A 20,064-nucleotide genomic window follows, 5' to 3' on the forward strand; every position below is an offset into this window, starting at 1 on the left:
TAAAACTCTGGAAAGATTACTTAACCGGAATCCTACCTTGTTTTTGACCTTTATAAATTTTTGCACACATCACCAGACTTGAAATTGGTTGATAGCTTACGTATTAATACGGCTTCTAATATAAGAAATATTTTTTAGTACTGAAGAAAGTTGTTAGCGATCGCTGGTTTTTGATCCCACCTCACCAAATCGCGTTGCTCCCTTTGCTTAATGCGATCACCAAAGTTTTTGATTGTCCGGCTCAGAGCATACATACTAGATTCAGCCCGTTGCAAGAAAAATCGGCGTTGGTTGCCTAACAAACTTCGTTGTTCAACACTACCTGTTAAATAACGGATTGGATCAGCAAAAGGGATGAATAGATTGGTTTCAAATTGGGTAAAAATCTGCTCAAGAGCTTCTTCTGTACTCGGTTCAAAATGCACAGGCAACCATTCTGCTATACGTTTTGCATATAAGTTTAAATCTGGGGTAGCTTCTCGTAGCATTTGGCGGGTGCGTTGCAAAAACAGTTCGCGGTAGGTACGCCGGAATAGTTCTGTATTGTCTGTAAAGTTTTCTACCCCAATTTCTCGATTTTGAAACCATTGGGCGACTTCTACAGGGAATTTTAAATCATTGAATCCTTCGGGACGGCTAATAAAGGGTGACAGGATGTTATAAATGTCTTCCCGACGATTGTTCCAAGGTGTAGCGGTCAATAGTAGAAAATGACGTTGCCTTTTAGACTTGCGATCGCTTTCTTGAATCGCTGCACAGGTTTTATGAATACGGTTTTTATAATTACGGATGCCTTCGTGAGCTTCATCAATAATAACTAAGTCAGGGCCACCATAACGGTTAAAATCTGCCAAGAAGTTACTACCTTTACGGCTCATCAGGTTTTTATTGTAAAGTTCATAATCACCTGATTTAAAACCAAGTTCAGCCATTTCTCGTTCCCAGTTGGGGAAAAGTTTCTTTGCAGCAATAATTGCAATCTTTGCTTGACCCTTCTGCTGACGGTATAACCGGGAAACTGTAGCAGCCAATCGGGTCTTACCTAGTCCTACAGCATCCGCACAAACAGCAATACCAAAATCCTGCATTACTCTTAGGCAATGTTGCGCTCCAGATTTTTGGTGTTCAAACAATATTCCTTGATTCAATAATTCATCTAGTAGATCACTACGTTCAACCCGGAACTGACGGGGGCGTTGCTGCGCTAACCAATAAAGAAAATCATTAGGTGTACCGTGATTACCAGCCAGAATTATTTCTACAGCTTGTCTAAATCCTTCAATTTCATTGAAATCAGGTATCTCTAAAGACTTGGTAACTGATGGGGGATTATCTGGACTATTGTGATAAACGCCATCATCCGTTGTAATTTGAAAATCAGTTAACTTAGTCGGTGGGTGTTCTGGGTCTACCTCAACTTGACCAACAATGCGTTCAGAATCTTGGCTATCGATGATAATTTTGATCAATTCATCATCTATAATCTCGATGTTCTCTACTTTGTCTAAGTTTTGCCCTGTAATTTCAATTTGGGTTGTTCCTCCAGGGGTAAACTCATCGGGATTAATAAACTCAATAATTGGACGTTTTAGTTCGGCTCGGCGATCTCGTTCTGCTAATACCTGTTGTAAAAATTCTTGACTCAGATCAAAGGAAATATCATCTCGTTGCCATTCTGCATCAAACTGAACAATACTCTCAGATATAGCCTCTGCATCTAATGGAGAATCCCAAGAATAGAGAAAAGTTACGCTCTCAGCATTTTTAGAATGTGCAGCACGAGTAAAATTATCTGAACCTTCATGCAGGATGTGATTTTCTAACTGATCGCTCAGAATACCAGTTTTCTTGTGATAAATAGCTCGTCCAGAATCCATCTTGACAAGCTTTATTTGCAGAAAATTGAGACGAATTAACTCTGCCAAAATTTCCGTACCACTAAAAGCACTATCCTCTAAGCCTTGAAGAAATTCGCCTAGACTAAGATGAGCAAATTGGGCGCGGTAAACAGGGTCTTGTAGTTTTTCAAGTTCTTGAATATCTGCTTGCTTCGTAAATCCCTGCCAGTCCATTAACAAGCGAATCTGACCTTCTGTCTGCACAATTGAAGCTAGAGGTTCTTCATAAAGCTTAAGTACACCGCTATCAAAGTAAGCTGTAGAGCGGCGATAAACTTGTGTACGTTCTAAAATCTTGCAGATAAAGGGATGATACTTGTCTAATTCATCTGGTAAGTTAAATTTACGACGACGACCGTTGATTTCTAAAAAGCTCCCAGCGAGTAAAGCTTTTTCTTTAGTTTCGCTTTCTTTATGGAGGAAGTTTTCAATAACACTTAAATTACTCGTACGTAATAAAGAAACGCTGGGTACATTTCCATCCTTGAGTGGAGTGTATTCAAAGATTTTAGCGGTTTTTGGATCTATGCGTAGTATTTTATAAGTAGCTTGTTTTTCGCCAATACGTAAGAACTTCACAACTGTTTTTAGTAGACTATCGGCATCACGATGTTTGAAAACAAGCCAGTATTGATTATCAACACCTTTTATGGGATAACCCTGGATTAGATAGTAAGGGCGTTGTTTGCGAATTAGGTCTTGGATAAAGTTTTCAAGCATGGTTAATAACTCACTGAATAGGCCAAGCTGGAATTACTGCGTCAATCTTTGCCATTAGTTCAATGGTTTCTTTGAGGGCTACAACAATACGCTGGTAATGTTGGAGGGAGCAACGCGATTTTGTGAAGTCGGATCAAAATCAAGCGATCGCTAAAAATCATACTTAATTTAATAGTGATTTTATTTACAAATAAAATATTGATTTACACGAAAAATCATCTTGATGAGATATCTCAAAAAGATTGCTAGCAAGTCATTTGAGGATTATTTCCAAAAATCTCTGCAACAAGTCTTTGATACTTAGTATCAATTACGGCAGAAAATAAATTGAAGGCAGAATTAAAGTATAAAATTTATCAACCAGTTTGGGGTTTGATAAAAGAATTAAAGATAGAATCACAAAAATTATCCCAACTTTTAGCTATCCATTGACAACGCAGATGTAACATAATTTCTGCATTATTTTGTAACCAAAACTTACTGTTTCCTTTCATGCGTAAATTAACAACTTGACGAATTAAACTTTCAACTGCACCACTACCGAGAGGTAATTTTCGAGCTGCAACTTCGTTATATTTTAAAAGCCTCCTTCTATACGCTTTTAAAATATAATTTCGCTCTCTTACCATAATTTTACAGCGCTCTCCTGTTGCCTCGGAAATAAATTCACCCATATTTCTCATTAAATCTAGTGCCTGACCTTTCTTTAAAATTTTCCGAGATTTTTTAAACCAGGATTGACGCTCATTATCTGTACTAAAAGCGGCATCAGCAAAATCTTGTAAATGTGATGCTGCGTGATAAAAGTCTAATAATTGATAAGTTTCAAGTGGGCATTTTAATTTTTTTAGTAAAAGAGGAATGTGTATCCATATCCACTCTGCACCATCAGCAATCAATAACACCTGCTTGGCTTCACTTATACCCAAATTTACTAAATACATCTCTAAAATTTTGAGGAATTCTTTATAACCTGAATATGTGCCATCATTCGTAATAGGTATTGTCGATGTCCTAATTTTTTTACCTTCTTCATTTACTACATAAATTGTTAGTAACTTTGGCTCCATCCATTCACCAACAAAGCCATGACGGTTTGTTTTCTTACTGCGTCTACCTTTTTTATTAAACCTAATTTTAGTTCTTCCACCATCTACAGCGATTACAACTCGTTGGCCTTTGAGAACATTACTATTAGATAAGTGGTTCATCTCCAGATTTAATATTTTTGATTGGCGTAGATTAATACCAATTTCACCAAAAAGGTAAGTCAGGCGTTCGATTCGTTTTAAACTAACATTTATTCCCCAATCCGTTAGCGTCGAACGTGCTGCATCGAAAGAACTAGCGATCGCACCATATTTTGCGATTATTGACCAGACTAGAGGGGTAATACCTTCAGACATCCCTAGCCACTTTAAAAACGGACAAAATCCTTGATTTGAAGTTTTTATTTTTGGCTCATTGAGCAGAGGATTATCAGATTCTTTACTTGTGGGATTCCGTTCAAGTACATAAGGTAAAGTTAAAGTTACTTCGACGTTTCCAATTGTTACTATTTTTCGCTTTTTAGAACCATGTTTTTGTGTATTTAAATTTCTCCATCCCTGTGTTTGACTAACAGAATAGTTTAGGATTTTTGGGGATACGGAAAGATTATATAATAAAACAGCTATACATTGACCTGCTAAAATCATTGCCTGTTCTCTAATTTCTTTTTCTCGTTCTCTCAGCTTTTTTCCATCCCACTCTGTGATATTTGTAAATTCTAAAAGTTTTGTGACCTGTAAGTGAAAACTTTTAACTGACTTGTTTAAATCAAGAGTTGCACTTATATTTTTTGCCATAAAAGGTAGACGTTAAAACTCTGGAAAGATTACTTAACCGGAATCCTACCTTGTTTTTGACCTTTATAAATTTTTGCACACATCACCAGACTTGAAATTGGTTGATAGCTTACGTATTAATACGGCTTCTAATATAAGAAATATTTTTTAGTACTGAAGAAAGTTGTTAGCGATCGCTGGTTTTTGATCCCACCTCACCAAATCGCGTTGCTCCCATGTTGGATATCATCAGGGGTGAGAGTGCGTCCTTTACGGTCTTTAAGCCATTTTTGACAGACTTGATAACCACCTATGTAGAAGTTCCACATTGATTCTGGTACGCCTGTAAATTTGTCTCCTTTTTTGTTAATAATGACAACACCGTTGGTATATTTTGGGTGTCCTGCATCAACTATTTGACTACCACCATTTTCTGTAAATTGTGTGATGAGGTTATTTAACTTGTTAGATTTCATTAAATGGAGTGCTACTAATTCTTCGCCATATTCTGCTAGTTGGGTGAAGAGTTGATTATTGCTGGTGAGGGGGACGCGGGGGAAGTCAATTTTGAGAAATTCAGCGTAGCGGGTGCGGTAGGTGGGTGAGTGGAAGATGGCGTATATGTAGTAGAAGATGTCTTCTGGCGTGGGGGTGTAGCCAAGTTTTGCGGTTATGTCTTTGAGGAATGCGGGGGAAAAATTGGAGCGAACTGGTTCGTCTAATTCTTTGGGATTATTTGGATTGGGATAGAGGTAAAGGGGAAATATGTTGACTCCACCGCGCCTAAATATATTTGTATCAACGGGACTATAAGATACTGTAATCAATGCCCATTCTGGGTCACTCACGGCATTACCTTGACGACCTAAACCTAAACAGATATTTTTCCCTGATAATAAATGACGCATAATTTCAAGCCTTGGAAGCTCTACTACATCTTCATGATGATAATAAGCTCTGATATCAAAAGGGCGATATAAACATTTAGTAAAATGTTCCTTCCATTCTGATTTCGATGATAAAGATTTTCTTCTTTGATTTATTTTCCAATCTCTTGTATCAGACAGATTGTACTTGATAGCAATTGTTGCATCAGAAATTAAAATATTTTTAAAATCTTGTATACGATTATATAGTTCTTGTTGCTCAAAATCTATCGCAAAATGGTCTCTATGAGTTTTTATTCCCGTAGAATTTACTAGCATTATATCCTTTATCTTCCAGGTTGATTGGTATTCGGATAGTAAGCTGACATCTTGAGGATTCAAAAGATAGAATGGTGAGTATGGCTGTATATTTGTCCAGTCAGTTGAATTAATGTTATTTTTTGATAAAAGTTTATATTTATATTCTCTACTTCCCCATAAATGGCAGTGCAAACTTTTTTTGTCTGTTCCTTTTATTCCAAAAGTTACGCTAGTACCCTGTTGTATATCAAATACATTTATATCAGGTGAGCCGTCAGGTTGTTTTTCTTGTTTCTTGCTATTTCCGTGTAAATCATAGACGTGTAATGTATCGAAGCTTTTAATTAGTTGTTGTCGCATTCCTCTAAAAGTTGGATTATCAAGAAAACCGTTATTAGTAATAAAAGCTAATATACCCTGACCAGTCTTTTCTATCTTCCATTGAGCAAAACGGATAAATTTAACATAATCATCTTGTAAACCCTTTGGATTTCTTTCACCTAAAGCTTGACCATCAACTTGATAGTAATCACGAACTAAAGAGGTTATCCATTCACCCGTATTTTCTGACTCATACGAGTAAGGTGGATTTCCAATTACCAACATCACAGGTTGGTCACGTTTAATAGCAACAGAGCGATCTGATTCTTCTGAAATATACTCTCCTAGTAAAACTTCTGATTTACGTTCTGGTACATCTAAAGTATTGGTTAATATGATTTCTAAGCGTTTACCGCTATCAAATTTATAACCAGTTTCTTCTAAAAATAAACTTATTTTTAAGTGGGCAATAGCATAGGGGGCCATTAATAACTCAAAACCATAAATCCGAGTTAGTAAATGATTTTCTACATACTGTGACCAGGATATATCACCAACTTTTATTTTAAAAAACTCTCGGTATTCAATATCATGAAACCGTTCATAAATTAAGCGGAATATATAAACTAAAAAACTAGCAGTTCCACAAGCTGGATCAAGAACCATTACTTCTGGGTCTGCCAAACCCAAGGGCTTATAAAACTTTTCCTTCAGCAAAATATCTACAGAACGCACCATGTAAGAAACAACAGGCTCAGGTGTGTAATAAACACCCCGACTTTCTCGCATTTGTGGCTTATAGGCTGTCAAAAAATCCTCATAGAACCGTATTACAATATCTTCTCGGTTCATTTTCAACTGGAAGTCCGAGAGAATTGCATCCATCTTGGCAGCGCGAAGAATGCCAAAGATATCTGCGATCACACCTATTAACTCATCTCCCAATTCTTCTGGCTGACGCTCTGACACATCTTGAAATAGCTTACGAAGAAACGGGTTAGTTTCTGGTAACTGTTGCCAAGCAGATTCACGGTCAAAATGTGTTTCCTTCTCGCGTCCCTCGCGTTTATCCTTCACATAGCTGAATACCTTTGCTGTAAACAGTGCATAAGCAATCGTTTGAGCGTAAATATCAGCAAAACTGTAATCTTTTTCGTTATCTGAAGTCAATTGCAGTGTGGGCAGTAGCTCCCGTTGAAAACTCTTCAATAGGTTGTGTAAATACCCATCAGCTTTTTCTTTTTTATAGACCAAAGGAATTGCCTGCTCAATCCGACGAGCTGCTTCAGCTAACAATTGTGCTAGTTCCTTCGCCGTCTTAATTGGTTCATAGAAAACCCACTCTACTAAAGGAACCGAACGTAATCCCTTAGCCGCGATGGGTAGTTCCTCCTGTTTTAAGCGGTTTAATCGTGCTATTAGTTGAGGTTCATGCCAATCAAAAGTTTGGATTTGGCGTTGGCGCAACCCTCCTTCATTTGGCAGCACCAACGGTACTCGACCTGTCGCTTCTTCAGTTGGCAGCAGCAAATACATCACTGGTTGCTGTTCAGCAACTCGGTTTGTGTAATGCCCGTAAATTTCTTGTTGCTGTTCTTTTGAGGTCAAAAATCTTTTGATTTCTTGGTCTGTTGCCCCTGATAATTCATCGTAAAAGCCAACAGCAATTGGGCAAGTCTCCTCTGCTTCTTCCTCATCCGCACCTGGGCGCAAATACCAAAACCGAGAACCAAGAGGGTCACGCTCTTTCACCGGATATCCTAACATCTGCCGCAATGCTTCAACACGATTTATATCTGTACCACCTATTACATTCTGCAATTGTTCTTTAGTGAAAACCATTCATGCCCCTCTTGAATCTTTAATAGTCACGTCAAATCTGCGATGATCTACGACCATCGCTCCATCACAGGCATTGCTCACACAAAAATAAATAAGTATCAATTTGGCAAATATTTGGCTAGCAAATTCTGCCCTCTATTTCCTATCTCCTCTAACAAAGAAGAAATCTTTTCCATTGCTAGTGGAGAGGGATTATTATGACCATTTTCCCAACGATTGATTGTGCAATATTTAACACCTAAATAGGTGGCAAATTGTTCTTGCGTAAGCCCAGCCATAAGCCGCAGTTCACGAATAAACTGCCCTACCTCTGGCTGGTTAATAGCCAAGGGTTTTTTAATAGCCATTTAGATTTAAAATTGATTCACTAGCTTAAGTAGCAAGTGCTATATCTTGGTTACATATTATTCCATTTCAACCTATGGATCTAACAGTATATATACGCAAGATTTTTATGTAAAAAGATTTGCTTCAATGCTAAAAATGTTAAGTAACTATGTAATATCAAATTACTTGCAGCATTACTGTATTGTTTCTTTATTACATTAGCGGCTAGTTTCTGACTCTAGCACACTCAACACTTTTTCCTCCAGTGCCGTCAGATAAGCCCGGTTCAACTTCCCCAGAGACTCTAAAAACCTCTGCACCGACTCCTCTAACTCACTGGAGTACACCCGTGAAATGCGATCGCACATCACCTGCACCTGCTGACATTCCGCAGGTAAATATTCGCAGGATTCGAGATGCTGCACCCCAACCGTCAATTCGCCGTTCCAAGTCCTGACAGTGCAGCTAAATTCACCGACGTAAGTAACAATCGCCCAACAGCCTCCCATCCCCTTAAGTTCTGGATTGCCCTTTGCTAAGATTTGGCATACCTCCCCAATCTGGTAGGTGTTGGGGACTCTGGTACTTTCCATAATGCGTTGCACTACATCAGTTACGATTCTGGCGGTGGGAACTTTACCGCCAGCTTCCTCTACTGCCTTTTGCCACACCTCTCGTTGCACCTGGGGTTCTAGCTTGGCTAATGGCCGAACTTGCCCCTCGTTAGTTGGCAGGACTCGTGATCTGTTAGTTTTGGTTTCATCCAGTTTTTCGTTTTGGGAACAATTTGTTCCCGTTTCACTTTCCCCCTCATTTTGAGAACAATTTATTCCTATTTCATCTACTTCAGTTTGGGAACAATTTGTTCCCGTTTCACCTTCCCCCTCGTTTTGGGAACAATTTGTTCCCTTTATTATGTTGTCAAATACTACAGAACCCGCAATCAGATAGTTCACACGGCGGTGAGTGTATCCAAACCGAGAGCGGCAATACTCCTCAAACGTGCGGTGGGTTGAGCGATAGAGACGGCGATCGCGCAGTTCCATAAGTGCCTTCCCCGCTTCAAAAAACGCCCGTTCCACCTTGCGCTCAAGCAAAAGGCGATCGCTTTGTTCTTCTAGTGTCAATTCAGGAACTTCAACCGCCACCACGTCAATCGTTGCTGAAGCGGGATCTTCTGTTGAGATATCTGAGTTTGCTGATTCTGGATTGATAGATGACGCAGAGGTGGCTTTCTTGCGCTTACGGGGTGGGGTGTTCATTGCGTCCACCTCTTTTAATTCAGTGGTATTTGCTTAGAGCCAACTACAAATAAATTTTGTCTGTATTGATGCTTTTTTTGACAGTTTAAATGCAAGTTTTTAAGTGAACTCATGGATTTAAAATCAAGCATCTTCTTTGTTGTCTGCCATTTGTTGATAACCAAACAAATCATTAGGTGTGCATTGTAAAGCTTCACACAATTTCGCTACCCTCTCGAACCACTCAACTCCACTACGGTTATTTTCCCAATTACGAACAGTTGTTTCAGTAACTCCCACTATGTCAGCTAACTGCCGTTGTGTTAAACCTGCTTTTTGGCGAAGACTAGCAATACCTTTAGGTGGCTCATAGTCATTGAGCGGAGGATTCAGCGCATTAATTAATGCCTTTTCAAGCTTAAACAATAAATCTTCATGCACTTCAATGTAAGAGATTTTAATTCCTGACTCTTCAATCAAACTGGACAGTTTGTAATGAGACTTCCATTTTCGTCTGAGGTTTTCTGACTTGCCAACATACAAAACTTTACCTTGGCTGTTAACAACCAAGTAGACACATGGAGTTTGAGGTAAGTTGGCTAGGTCTTCGATTGCCATAAATGGCAGGCTTAAAACATCAAAATTATCTACGGCTAGCATAAAACCTTTTACGTTTAATAATGATTAAATAGTAAAACTATTTACGGTAAACGTCAAATAAGTATTGACACCATAAAACTATTTACGGTAGATTGATAATAAAGAAAGCGCCCCTGACTACCAATCTGAAGCGCTTTCCATTCCATAAGGAATTTATTAATCATGACATATCTAACTTATAGTCATCAAGAACTCCAGCACAAATCCATAGCTGGACTCAAGCAAATCTACAGCGATATTGGTTGCACAGTTGAGATAAGCAAACGCTACTCCAAGAACGCCTGGATTAGCGCGATCGCCCAGCACCAAGCCCAGCGTCTCCACAGAATCGCCCCGGCTGCCCTTTATGAACAAGCATTAGCCCAAGCCGAGCTAGAGAACTTCATCGCCCAGCAAGCCGAAGAAATTGCGCCCGAAAGTCTAACGGTAAGAGAGATATCCTTCTACGAAACTGAATATTGCGCTGGGGACAGACTGATAGCCACTGTGACCTACGATGGGGAAGACTTCGTAACCCAACGCTGGGTAGTCATGGTGAATGGACAAGAGATACACAGACATTATGCTCCAGAAGGGTGCGATCGCTTTATCCACTGGAAATACTTAGATGGCTCGTTACCTGTGCAAGAACAGAGCGCCACAGAGACAAGCACAGGTAATGAAGTCATGGCGGAAATCGCCACCGAATGCGAGAAACGCGGTTTGGAACTGTTGGATGACGGCGTATACAGAGACGACCAAAAACTGGGTGAAGTGGAATTGCGCCAGGGTATCTTGTGGGCAGTCCGCGCAGATGACCAAGAGCGAGTGATGTGCGATGCCTACGGCGGGCTTTCCTGCGGAACGCTGCGCGAACGCCAACGCGGAACAGAAGCAGTCTGGTGGTTGTCAACAGCTAATCCTTCGTCTGCTGAAGAATGTTTGCAGTACCACCCGCTTGAACAACTCAAGACTTATCAGTGGGCGCAGTTGTTTATCGGGGCTGAATTAGTTGCAGTGTAAATAAGGCGGAAGGGAGTAGAGCGAGACTCTACTTCCTGATTTCTAATGGGTGAAATAACAATTATGTCCTGTTTAATCTCTGAGCTTGAAAAATCCTGGTATTTATCGCCGCCTTGGGGTCAGCAAATGCCATCTGTTGTAGTTGATTTGTGGGAACGAGTGTACATCACAGCTACTGGAACATTTGGTTACTGCTGTGGCGTAGTGTGGCAAGACGACCAGTTGGTTTATGCAGTTGCGAGTAATCTCACTATTGCGTATCTGGGCAAACACGAAATTATTGGTACTGGAGAAGTACAACGTACCAACTTGGAGAAACCTGCTTTTGCTGTGGGCGATCGCGTATTACTCCGTTTCAGCAGCCACGCCACAAAACAGCGTTTGGTGTTGGGTGTTGTTCTGGTGAATAACAGTTGGTTTTACGTGGTTGAGATGTTGTCCCCTGCTTTATCCCCTGTACTGGGTTCACCAATTCGTTTCCCGTTGGTTAGTGAAAAAGATTTAGTTCGAGTTCATCTGTAAGTATTTTTCAACTTGGAGCAACGATTATGTCACAAATCGAAATCGCTCAAATCATTGAACAGATTAAACAGGAAATTACTGTTGACTCCAATGGACAGGGTAGGGCTAGTATTCGTGCAACAGCCAGATTAGCTGATGTCAACGATGCTGGATTGCTTAGAAGTCTCAAAACTGCTGCTGACATTTCTGGTTCTAAACTGGTTGAAAAGCTTGTCCGTAAAGGGTTTGGAGGTGCTGACATTTTAAGCTGGTCACAGTCCGGCATTCCTGATTTAGCTGTTGCCGCAATACTTCATTACTACGGCTATGAAGCTGGTAAACGATGCAGCCAACAGGCAAAGTTAGCTTGTGAAGCGTTTGAAACCATCGGTGTTCGCGCCTGGATGCAAGACATCATGGGTTGGGCAAAGACAACAACTCCACAGCCAGAGCAACCTCCAGTAAACGCACTTCCCCCAGTTGAACAGCGATTGCATACCTTGGTTCAATCCATGAAAACGCTTGCTGAACTTACAGGTGGACGGCTTAACCCGTACATGGAACAGCAGATGAAAGATTTCGCTGCGAACCTCTTGGCTGAACATAACCGCAAGATGTTGACCCCTTCAGAAGAAAAGTGGCTGGGCGTGGTGAACTTCGCGGAGACTGAACTAGGTCGCAATGTGCCTACAAGTGGCACTCACTACCGGGGGCATTTGGGTACATGGGTACGGACGTTTTACTCACATTTGGGCGATCGCCAAGAAACACGCATAGTTCAGGGTACTCAGCAAAAAATATATGTTTATGCTTGCCATGACCCTGCGGTGGCTGCTGGGTTAACGAAAGCGATTGAAGAGTTCTTTGCACACCCAGAACCTGCGGCGAAACTCAGACAAGCGGGGGCATTCAACAAAAAGTCTGTAGTCACTGCTTGAGAGTCAACTGTCAGCTGTCAGTTGTTAATTGTTAGTCATCAGTCGTCAAAACCCAGCACTTAACATCGGAGATTTCATGATCATCCCTTTTGATTTACAAGCCCTAGTTACTGCCAGCGATGGTAAGCAGTGCATCATCAGCACGGTTTACGTGGATGTGATTAAAATACTCACTTCACCGCAAGAAGCACTAGCTGATCCCGAAATGCAAGGAACCATAGAAATGATTATTGATTGTGGTGCTTTTTGCGGCGATGGTGTTGGCGAATTTCTCAGCGATGTTTTGAAGGAACTTCAAGACTGGGGATTCGTGCAAGAAATTAGCAACGGAAATGACAGTTACTGGGTTCTATCCCCAAAAGGCTTGTTACTCAAAGCTGAGATATGAGATTGGTCATCAGTCATTAGTCATTAGTCATCAGTTATCAGTTGTCAGTTATGAGTCATCAGTCCCACCACTAACAACCAATATCTAACAGTCATTAATTAACAATCAACTTGGAGAAAGTTTCAGGAATGAATAACAACAAGCAACTCGGACTATTACAAAAAGATGCACTCATCGAGAAATTAGCCAAAGCATTCTACCGTATTCAAGGTTATGTGGTTCGAGAGGACTATAGAATGCAGAATGCCACTCACCCGCAAGTAAAAGCCTGTGTGCAAATGGCGATTACTGCTATTGAGGAAGTCGAGTTTGCCCTGGCTGATTTAGATGAGGATGAAGAAATCATCACTTGGCAGCAAGGACAATCTTTTCGTGAAGGACTTGAATACTATTTTTACAACTATGGACTATTCGGCTTGACTTTAGTAACTGATCCTCATCTCAATTTAACTCGTACAGAAGTTTATTTAAGCCACCAAATAATTTATGTTTACGAAGAGAAAATGGCTAAGGAATTAGCTTCTAGATATTTACAAGAATTTTTAATATCAGCTGCATATCAAATGCAAGCCTTAAGCCAAATCACATTCGGGAATAAAAATTCATGAAAGTCATTGTTCAAGTAGTAGAAACTGTGGTTAGTGAAGCACATCTTGAAATTCCTGATGAACTATCTCCAGATGCTATCAAACAATACATCACAGACCGCTACAACTCAGGGCAAATGCAAACGGACTTTAATATCTGTCAAGTAGATTTTCAATCCATCAACGCTCAAATTGTGAAAACACCACAGGAGTAAATATGATAATCTCCACTCTACAAGGACAGTATCAGTGCATAGTTATAGACCCTCCCTGGTTCTACAGACTTCGTTCTAACGATAAGACCCACCGCAATCGCATTCCATATAAGCCAATGCGAACTGAGGAAATCCTGGCGCTGCCCATTCCAGAATTATGCGACGCTGGCGGTTGTGTTCTGTGGCTATGGTTCACCAATAACCACATGATTGAAGCGTCCCAATGCCTACAGACATGGGGTTTCAACCTCAAGACTATCCTCACATGGCAAAAGATTACGAAGCTGGGAACCCCACATATTGGCACTGGCCACTGGTTGAGGAACTGCACCGAACATTGTGCGTTGGCTGTGCGTGGCGATGTCAGGGCTTTTGCGGGGCGATCGCTTACCAATCAATCAACAATCCTACACGCGCCCCGACGAGAGCATTCCCGCAAACCGCCTGAATTTTTTGAACTTGTAGAGAAGCTGTGTCCAGAGATGACCAAGCTGGAGATGTTCGCACGAGAGTCTAGGGACGACTGGGACTGTTGGGGAGATCAGGCGGATATGTTTGATCAGCCTGTTGAGCAGAGTCAGCAAAATACTTCACTCAGTGCTTAAGCGAAGTTAATTTAGGCATAACAAGCTTACTGAACCTTGAAAATCAAATATTTAACAAGCAACACTAGTTTTCTAGTTGGGTATCGGTTGTTGAGTGCTGATAAATTTGACGTAATTCATCAACCGTATGGGCTGTTTTTATACCATCTTTAATTGCCCGTAACTGTTCAACATCGTCAATTTGGGAAATTTCATCCATTACAAACAGTGAAGAAGTACCGAATTTTAGTTCTAAGCCTAACTCAATCGCTTCTAACAATCCCTCTATTCGGGTAATTCTCTCAAATGATGTCATGTACTGCATAGACTGTTGTGCCTCCAGTTGTTCAATTTCCCTTTTGAACTCTCGTTCTAAATTTAATGGTAATGTCAACATCCAATCAATAAAACCTAATAAATTTAGAACAGCATCTCTGTCAAACCCCTGCTCATACAACCGACGTGCCAAAGTTATTTTCTGCTTCTTGCGTTGCGACCTATTACTACGGGTTTGTACTGCTGCTAAGTGAGCCATTACCACCGTAGCAAAGGGGTTGCGACTTGCTTCTAGCTCCGACAACCTTTGTTGATAGTCTAACAACTTTATGACAGGAAACTGAAAATTAACCGTACAGCCAAACAAATCGTACCCAAATTGCGATGGCCGCCAGTTGATGTTGTCATCCCCAAGCACTGCCAAGGATGCAACAGAGCGATCATAACGGTCAAAAATCCGATAGTTGTAGACAAACATACGTTTAGGAAAATCGTTTTCTTCTTGGCTTTGAACTTCAACATGGATCAACAACCAAGATTCTTCACCCCCAACACGATAAATTTTCACCAATTTGTCAATCAGTCGTTTTCCTAATTCAGCATCACGGACTACCTGTTGCAATTCTTGATCTAGAAACTCAAAACCTCTACTCCAATCAATTTGAGCGTGAGCTTGCGGAAAAAAGAATTGCATAAAGTCTTCAAAATACAGTTGCAACATCTGTTTCCAAGGCGAATCGTATTGAGTTTGGGGTGTTTTATTAGCCATAAAAAACTGTTCAATTTAAAATTAATCAGGTGCAATTATGTCAACAAACATAGAATGGACTGACTTAACAGATAATATCATCCGCGCCAAAGAAGGTGGTTGGTGGTGTCAAAAAATCTCCGAAGGCTGCTTACATTGCTATAGCGAGAAAATCAATCAAAATACTTTTTTTGGTGGGAATAAATTAGCCTATGTTGGCAGTCCTCCAGAATTAACATTAGACACAGAAATTATCCGTCAATGGGGATTCCAAAGAAAGCCTAAAAAACATTTCGTCGCGTCAATGACTGATGTTTTTGGTGAATGGGTTCCGCGTTATTGGCAGCGTGAAATGTTAGACGGTATGTTTGTTGCACCCAAGCAAACATTTCAAGTTCTTACAAAACGCCCAGAGATTATGTCCGCTACATTAGAGGAATGGCTAGATAGTCATGGTTTAGACCAATTGCCCTCTAATATTTGGACAGGCACTTCTATTGAGAATATCCGCACTCTAAAACAACGTTCTCAATTCCTCTCCCAAATTCCTGCTCAAGTTCGGTTTTGGTCAGTTGAACCATTGTTAGAAAATTTAGGTGACATTAGCCAATATTTGAATGATGTTCAATGGGTCATTATCGGGGGAGAATCTGGCTCTAACTCTAGACCATGCCACATTGAATGGATTGAGTCTATTGTTCAACAGTGTCAATCAGCTAAAACACCCGTGTTTGTCAAACAATTGGGTAGTAATGCTTTTTTGAATCACCAACAATTTAAAACCAGAGACAAGAAGGGAGGAACTATTCAAGAGTTTCCCGAACATCTGCGAATTAAAGAGTTTCCTGTTTTAAAACATCTGGAGAAAGCGAAATAAAGCCCTCATGCTGTTTACCACAACTTAGGGCTGGAGATGTTTATATCAATGAGATTTCGAGTAACTTTTACTGAAAGCTTTAACACAGCTTTGGAATAAATCTACCACGAGACAGTAACTCAAGGAGGGGAATCATGAGTACCGATAGCTTCAGCGATAACAGAAGAAAACGCCATATTTACATGGACAGTAAACTTGATGATTTGCCCCTGACAATGGAAGCATATCGTGTTTACTGCCATCTATGCCGTCGTGCTGGTTGCGATAATAATGCCTTCCCCTCCTATAAATCTATTGGTGAGGCTTGTTTTCGTGGTTCTTTCCCAAACTCACCAACAGATAGCTTACGCCGTAAAGCGATCGCTGCGGTTAATGAGTTAATCGCTTGGAATTTGGTTAATAAAACTAGCAGAAGTTTTGATGGATTACAAACATCAAATCACTACAGTCTGACAGATATGGAAGATTGGTTTACCAGCCCCACTTCTTCCTCTACTCTCATCCGAGGTAGTAAATCGTCGGGTGGTGCTGGGGGAACATCCCCTAGTGCTGGGGGGACACTGGGGGGAGTGCGGGGGGAACACCCCAGTAGTGCTGGGGGAACACCCCTGGTAGTGTTGGGGGGACACCCCGGTAGTGCTGGGGGAACACCCAAAGATTATCCAATTGAAGATTATCCAATTGAAGACTATTCAGTTAAGAGAGAAGAACGCCCCTCTGTCTCACTCGACTTATCGCTCCCTCAAGAAATTTCTTTTCAAACAGAACAGCTAGTTCAACCTACAAGAGCCTCTCAAGTTGAAAAACTAGATCAACCCACCCCAGTCTCTCAAGTTGAAAAACTAGATCAACTAACCCCAGTCTCTCAACTTGAAAAATTAGATCAACCAGCCCCAGACTCTCAAGTTGAAAAACTAGACCAACTCACCCTAGACTTTCAACTTGAGAAACCAGATCAACCAACCCCACAAATTCACTCTTTGTTGCCAAAACAACCCGAATCTTTGCAACAAAACTCAGATCCTGCATTTGCTTCAATCGTGGCGGGGTCGTTCGATAATCTCGAACAAATGAATTTGCCTACTACTTCTACCCAAAATATTACTGAGCCGAAGAAGCGTGAAGTTCTTACACTTCAGCGTTACCAACAACTTGACGCTGATGGTATACCGCTTCAACAGTGGGAATTACGCGACTGGGCAAAGCAAGAAATTGGGCAGTATGTCAAAACTTACCGTAAAAGCGGATTCATCCTCACAGGTGGTAATGATGTCTCTGTCGAGTTTGCGGTTTACGTCGCCAAACAAAACTGCAAGCGAGGGCAACAAGCAACCATCGCACTGGGCTTTAGCGTGATCAACAAATGCGAACGTGACCCTCGGTGCTGGCAAAAGCTGGTGGGTTGGGTGACTGAGTGGCAGCAGCAGCGTCAAACCAAAACTACGGTAAATGTTGCGGCTGCGGTCAATCACCAACAAGAGTTAGAACGCATTCGACAAGCAGCCAATACAAAATTCGAGCTTTGAATTAGGTGTTACTGAGCTTTCAAAACCCATACACCCCTATACCTTAACCCCACAGAAGAAAGTATGATTACCCAAGAAAAATTTGAGAAAGGTATCGCTTTACTGCAAACCCACTTTAACCGGGAACTATGCCCAAGCGCGATCGCTATCTGGTCGGAATATCTCAACGAACACCTCAGCGACGAAGAATTTACACTCGCTGTCAAAGAGGCAATTATCGGGCTTGACTTCTTCCCCAGTGCCAAAAAACTTGTTGAGTTCGCTACTGCCACAAAGGAAGTCGATGCGATCGCCCAGTGGCAGATCGTTCTTGCTGCTGCCAAAACCGCTAACGAACAATGGCGACAAGAAATTCTACAACAGCTTAAAGACCAAGCTCACACCGCTTTGGCTGCTATCGGTGGAATAGATGCAGTTGCTTGGGCTGATGAATGGCAATTAAGCAAACTCAACAAGGAGTTTACAACGGTTTACTGCCAATCTCCACCCCAAATGAAGCTTTTACCCCCGGCTCGTGTTGGGCAACCTCATTTCCAAGTTTTTGAAGAAGACATTTCTTCAGACCCCATTAACTTGGAGACAAAATCACCCTCAATTCGTCGCGTACTCGAAAATCTTCATTTGCGTTCAATCGGGGTAGAAATTCCACTTGAGCAAGTCTACAAGAATACTTTTGCTCGGTACGGTTGGCAAATTGATGAACAACGCTTGAACTTCTTTGTGGCGATGGATGAAGAACCTAAGAAACAATTTTTAGCTAGATTTCAATTTGCGATGAAGAACAAATCTTCCTGGCATTCATCTCAAATTATCTTTGACGATATTAGTGGTTATCAGGCTCCACGCCCCACTGTTGATGTTAAGGCGATCGCTCGTCAATGGCTCAATGAAGAATTACAATCACAAGCACAAGAAACACTTCAACATTTTGATAATTCAACGATGCTTCTTGAATAAGATTTTTAACAGTCAATGTGGATCAATTATTCTCTATTAAGGATAGAAAACAGCGTTGGTTATTCTATAGTTTTCTCTAACCATAGAGCTAGACAAAGCAATTGTATCCACCTAGTAATAATTGTTGTTCATAGGATTTTATTAATTAACCCTTTATCAAAAATTAACTACTAACTTATGAATAGAACATATCAGCAACTACTTTCCAAATGGTCTACTCTTGCACCTGACGAATGCGTAAAAGCTGACCACAACCACAAATTTAAAGTCAGGATTCTACCAAGCGTAGAAAAGCGTAATTCTCCTAATGCTTGGCGTTTAGTGACATCAGATAACATTGCTTGGCGCTTGGCTAACGACCAAAGCATAGTGCTGGTGCAACTCAATTTTGTGCTACTCACTATCATGCACCACTGCGCTATTAGGCACTCCAATATCAGTTTTACTTTTGCTGACGCTGGAACTTGTGCTGTTATCTGTAATGGGCTAAAGTCTCAGCCGCAAGCACATCCGGCTATTGCTGCCCTCGACGCATATATTCAATTACTTGAGTTTTAACCAGATGAACGAACCCCTATACTTCCTTGGTTGTAACTTTCCTGAAAAGATTGCCTCGCTTAACTGCCCCGTGATGCTTTCAGTTAACGGCTTCTTCAAAAAAAGAGGCAATAAATATACTTGCCGAAAAGAGCCATTTGACGGTGGCAATCACCCGATAATTTTTGACAGTGGAGCATTCAGCCGCATTTCTCGGCAGTACGGATATAAAAATCACCTACCTACCAAGACTTACGCCCAAGTCCTCTGGCGATTCAAAAACTGCTGTAATCTTGTGGCTGTAGTAGTTCAAGATTATATGTGCGAGGAATATATTGTTTCAATCACAGGGCTAGATATCCCAACTCATCAACGTTTGACTTTACATCGCTACGATCGCTTGGTCAAAGAGTTGGACAGACTAGCCCAAGCCACTGGTGAAGCACCACCATATATTATGCCAGTGCTGCAAGGCTATGAACCGGATGATTACATGAGGCATCTGGATGATTACGGCCTACGCCTAAAAATGGATGACTGGATAGGCATCGGCTCAGTCTGCAAACGCAACTCTAATCCTGGTTCTATTTGGGCTATCCTCAACCGACTACCAACAGGTTTTCGCTGGCATGGCTTCGGTGTCAAACGTACAGCTTTGCAAGATGGGGCGATTCGCGGTTGTTTTTACTCTGTTGATTCTCAAGCTGGTTCGTTGGGCAGTTATGGTAAACCACGCAAGCAAACTAAGTATCAATATGCCAATGATTGGAATCATGCTTTGAACTATCGCGCCTCAGTCATTAATTCTCCTGTACAGCTTTCATTATTGCCACAGCTTTATCACAATTAGGAATTTTCATCATGACTACAACAATCATCAAGTTTAATGTCGAAGTTGATTTATCT

At 41.0% G+C, this 20,064-nt stretch carries 18 protein-coding genes and 1 pseudogene; 12 read left to right on the forward strand and 7 right to left on the reverse strand.

Annotated features, from left to right (window positions below; all coding sequences use genetic code 11):
* Nucleotides 1-191: 191 nt before the first annotated feature.
* From NSMS1_RS33590 to NSMS1_RS33615, 6 genes and pseudogenes are all read right to left on the reverse strand, one after another.
* Nucleotides 192-2,618: pseudogene (locus tag NSMS1_RS33590) on the reverse strand (helicase); the annotation flags it as partial.
* Nucleotides 2,619-2,974: 356 nt separating this feature from the next.
* A complete protein-coding gene (locus NSMS1_RS33595) occupies nt 2,975-4,465 on the reverse strand; it encodes an ISLre2 family transposase (RefSeq protein ID WP_224095587.1) in 1,491 nt (496 codons plus the stop codon).
* Nucleotides 4,466-4,659: 194 nt separating this feature from the next.
* Complete coding sequence (locus tag NSMS1_RS33600) at nt 4,660-7,794, reverse strand: type ISP restriction/modification enzyme (RefSeq protein WP_224095804.1); 3,135 nt, start codon at nt 7,792-7,794, stop codon at nt 4,660-4,662.
* A gap of 98 nt (nt 7,795-7,892) precedes the next feature.
* The gene (locus tag NSMS1_RS33605) at nt 7,893-8,141 is read right to left on the reverse strand and encodes a helix-turn-helix domain-containing protein (RefSeq protein WP_224095805.1); all 249 of its coding nucleotides are present in this window, start codon (nt 8,139-8,141) and stop codon (nt 7,893-7,895) included.
* A 198-nt stretch (nt 8,142-8,339) separates the two neighbouring features.
* Complete coding sequence (locus tag NSMS1_RS33610) at nt 8,340-9,383, reverse strand: hypothetical protein (protein WP_224095806.1); 1,044 nt, start codon at nt 9,381-9,383, stop codon at nt 8,340-8,342.
* A gap of 123 nt (nt 9,384-9,506) precedes the next feature.
* A complete protein-coding gene (locus tag NSMS1_RS33615) occupies nt 9,507-10,022 on the reverse strand; it encodes a helix-turn-helix domain-containing protein (RefSeq protein ID WP_224095807.1) in 516 nt (171 codons plus the stop codon).
* A 162-nt stretch (nt 10,023-10,184) separates the two neighbouring features.
* Between NSMS1_RS33615 and NSMS1_RS33620 the strand changes: the two genes are divergently transcribed.
* The 7 genes from NSMS1_RS33620 (at nt 10,185) to NSMS1_RS33650 (ending at nt 14,258) form a co-directional block, all read left to right on the forward strand.
* Nucleotides 10,185-11,024, forward strand: a complete 840-nt coding sequence (locus NSMS1_RS33620; protein ID WP_224095808.1) for a hypothetical protein — start codon at nt 10,185-10,187, stop codon at nt 11,022-11,024.
* Nucleotides 11,025-11,087: 63 nt separating this feature from the next.
* Nucleotides 11,088-11,546, forward strand: coding sequence for a DUF1392 family protein (locus NSMS1_RS33625; protein WP_224095809.1), 459 nt, complete (start codon nt 11,088-11,090; stop codon nt 11,544-11,546).
* A 26-nt stretch (nt 11,547-11,572) separates the two neighbouring features.
* The gene (locus NSMS1_RS33630; protein ID WP_224095810.1) at nt 11,573-12,463 is read left to right on the forward strand and encodes a hypothetical protein; all 891 of its coding nucleotides are present in this window, start codon (nt 11,573-11,575) and stop codon (nt 12,461-12,463) included.
* A 76-nt stretch (nt 12,464-12,539) separates the two neighbouring features.
* A complete protein-coding gene (locus NSMS1_RS33635; protein WP_224095811.1) occupies nt 12,540-12,851 on the forward strand; it encodes a hypothetical protein in 312 nt (103 codons plus the stop codon).
* Between the two features lie 128 nt (nt 12,852-12,979).
* A complete protein-coding gene (locus tag NSMS1_RS33640; protein ID WP_224095812.1) occupies nt 12,980-13,459 on the forward strand; it encodes a hypothetical protein in 480 nt (159 codons plus the stop codon).
* Complete coding sequence (locus NSMS1_RS33645; protein WP_224095813.1) at nt 13,456-13,653, forward strand: hypothetical protein; 198 nt, start codon at nt 13,456-13,458, stop codon at nt 13,651-13,653. The genes NSMS1_RS33640 and NSMS1_RS33645 overlap by 4 nt, the downstream gene beginning before the upstream one ends.
* 2 nt (nt 13,654-13,655) lie before the next feature.
* Entirely contained in the window at nt 13,656-14,258 is a 603-nt protein-coding gene (locus NSMS1_RS33650) for an MT-A70 family methyltransferase (RefSeq protein ID WP_224095814.1), read from the forward strand.
* Nucleotides 14,259-14,322: 64 nt separating this feature from the next.
* Here the strand turns inward: NSMS1_RS33650 and NSMS1_RS33655 are convergent, their stop codons facing one another.
* Nucleotides 14,323-15,282 (reverse strand): cytosolic protein, encoded by a 960-nt coding sequence (locus NSMS1_RS33655; protein ID WP_224095815.1) that lies wholly within the window; start codon nt 15,280-15,282, stop codon nt 14,323-14,325.
* A 37-nt stretch (nt 15,283-15,319) separates the two neighbouring features.
* Between NSMS1_RS33655 and NSMS1_RS33660 the strand changes: the two genes are divergently transcribed.
* The 5 genes from NSMS1_RS33660 (at nt 15,320) to NSMS1_RS33680 (ending at nt 20,008) form a co-directional block, all read left to right on the forward strand.
* Nucleotides 15,320-16,138 carry a DUF5131 family protein gene (locus NSMS1_RS33660; protein WP_224095816.1) on the forward strand — a complete coding sequence of 273 codons (819 nt, stop codon included), beginning with the start codon at nt 15,320-15,322 and terminating at the stop codon, nt 16,136-16,138.
* Nucleotides 16,139-16,272: 134 nt separating this feature from the next.
* Entirely contained in the window at nt 16,273-17,664 is a 1,392-nt protein-coding gene (locus NSMS1_RS33665) for a helix-turn-helix domain-containing protein (RefSeq protein WP_224095817.1), read from the forward strand.
* Nucleotides 17,665-17,727: 63 nt separating this feature from the next.
* Nucleotides 17,728-18,621, forward strand: a complete 894-nt coding sequence (locus NSMS1_RS33670) for a hypothetical protein (RefSeq protein WP_224095818.1) — start codon at nt 17,728-17,730, stop codon at nt 18,619-18,621.
* A 177-nt stretch (nt 18,622-18,798) separates the two neighbouring features.
* A complete protein-coding gene (locus NSMS1_RS33675) occupies nt 18,799-19,179 on the forward strand; it encodes a hypothetical protein (protein WP_224095819.1) in 381 nt (126 codons plus the stop codon).
* 4 nt (nt 19,180-19,183) lie between these two features.
* Nucleotides 19,184-20,008 (forward strand): hypothetical protein, encoded by an 825-nt coding sequence (locus tag NSMS1_RS33680; protein WP_224095820.1) that lies wholly within the window; start codon nt 19,184-19,186, stop codon nt 20,006-20,008.
* Nucleotides 20,009-20,064: the final 56 nt, after the last annotated feature.

The organism is Nostoc sp. MS1 (assembly GCF_019976755.1).
Taxonomy (GTDB): Bacteria; Cyanobacteriota; Cyanobacteriia; order Cyanobacteriales; family Nostocaceae; genus Trichormus.

Coding starts and splice junctions, on each gene's coding strand:
- NSMS1_RS33595 (WP_224095587.1), bottom strand. CDS start 4,465: ATGGCAAAAAATATAAGTGCAACTCTTGATTTAAACAAGTCAGTTAAA.
- NSMS1_RS33600 (WP_224095804.1), bottom strand. CDS start 7,794: ATGGTTTTCACTAAAGAACAATTGCAGAATGTAATAGGTGGTACAGAT.
- NSMS1_RS33605 (WP_224095805.1), bottom strand. CDS start 8,141: ATGGCTATTAAAAAACCCTTGGCTATTAACCAGCCAGAGGTAGGGCAG.
- NSMS1_RS33610 (WP_224095806.1), bottom strand. CDS start 9,383: ATGAACACCCCACCCCGTAAGCGCAAGAAAGCCACCTCTGCGTCATCT.
- NSMS1_RS33615 (WP_224095807.1), bottom strand. CDS start 10,022: ATGCTAGCCGTAGATAATTTTGATGTTTTAAGCCTGCCATTTATGGCA.
- NSMS1_RS33620 (WP_224095808.1), top strand. CDS start 10,185: ATGACATATCTAACTTATAGTCATCAAGAACTCCAGCACAAATCCATA.
- NSMS1_RS33625 (WP_224095809.1), top strand. CDS start 11,088: ATGTCCTGTTTAATCTCTGAGCTTGAAAAATCCTGGTATTTATCGCCG.
- NSMS1_RS33630 (WP_224095810.1), top strand. CDS start 11,573: ATGTCACAAATCGAAATCGCTCAAATCATTGAACAGATTAAACAGGAA.
- NSMS1_RS33635 (WP_224095811.1), top strand. CDS start 12,540: ATGATCATCCCTTTTGATTTACAAGCCCTAGTTACTGCCAGCGATGGT.
- NSMS1_RS33640 (WP_224095812.1), top strand. CDS start 12,980: ATGAATAACAACAAGCAACTCGGACTATTACAAAAAGATGCACTCATC.
- NSMS1_RS33645 (WP_224095813.1), top strand. CDS start 13,456: ATGAAAGTCATTGTTCAAGTAGTAGAAACTGTGGTTAGTGAAGCACAT.
- NSMS1_RS33650 (WP_224095814.1), top strand. CDS start 13,656: ATGATAATCTCCACTCTACAAGGACAGTATCAGTGCATAGTTATAGAC.
- NSMS1_RS33655 (WP_224095815.1), bottom strand. CDS start 15,282: ATGGCTAATAAAACACCCCAAACTCAATACGATTCGCCTTGGAAACAG.
- NSMS1_RS33660 (WP_224095816.1), top strand. CDS start 15,320: ATGTCAACAAACATAGAATGGACTGACTTAACAGATAATATCATCCGC.
- NSMS1_RS33665 (WP_224095817.1), top strand. CDS start 16,273: ATGAGTACCGATAGCTTCAGCGATAACAGAAGAAAACGCCATATTTAC.
- NSMS1_RS33670 (WP_224095818.1), top strand. CDS start 17,728: ATGATTACCCAAGAAAAATTTGAGAAAGGTATCGCTTTACTGCAAACC.
- NSMS1_RS33675 (WP_224095819.1), top strand. CDS start 18,799: ATGAATAGAACATATCAGCAACTACTTTCCAAATGGTCTACTCTTGCA.
- NSMS1_RS33680 (WP_224095820.1), top strand. CDS start 19,184: ATGAACGAACCCCTATACTTCCTTGGTTGTAACTTTCCTGAAAAGATT.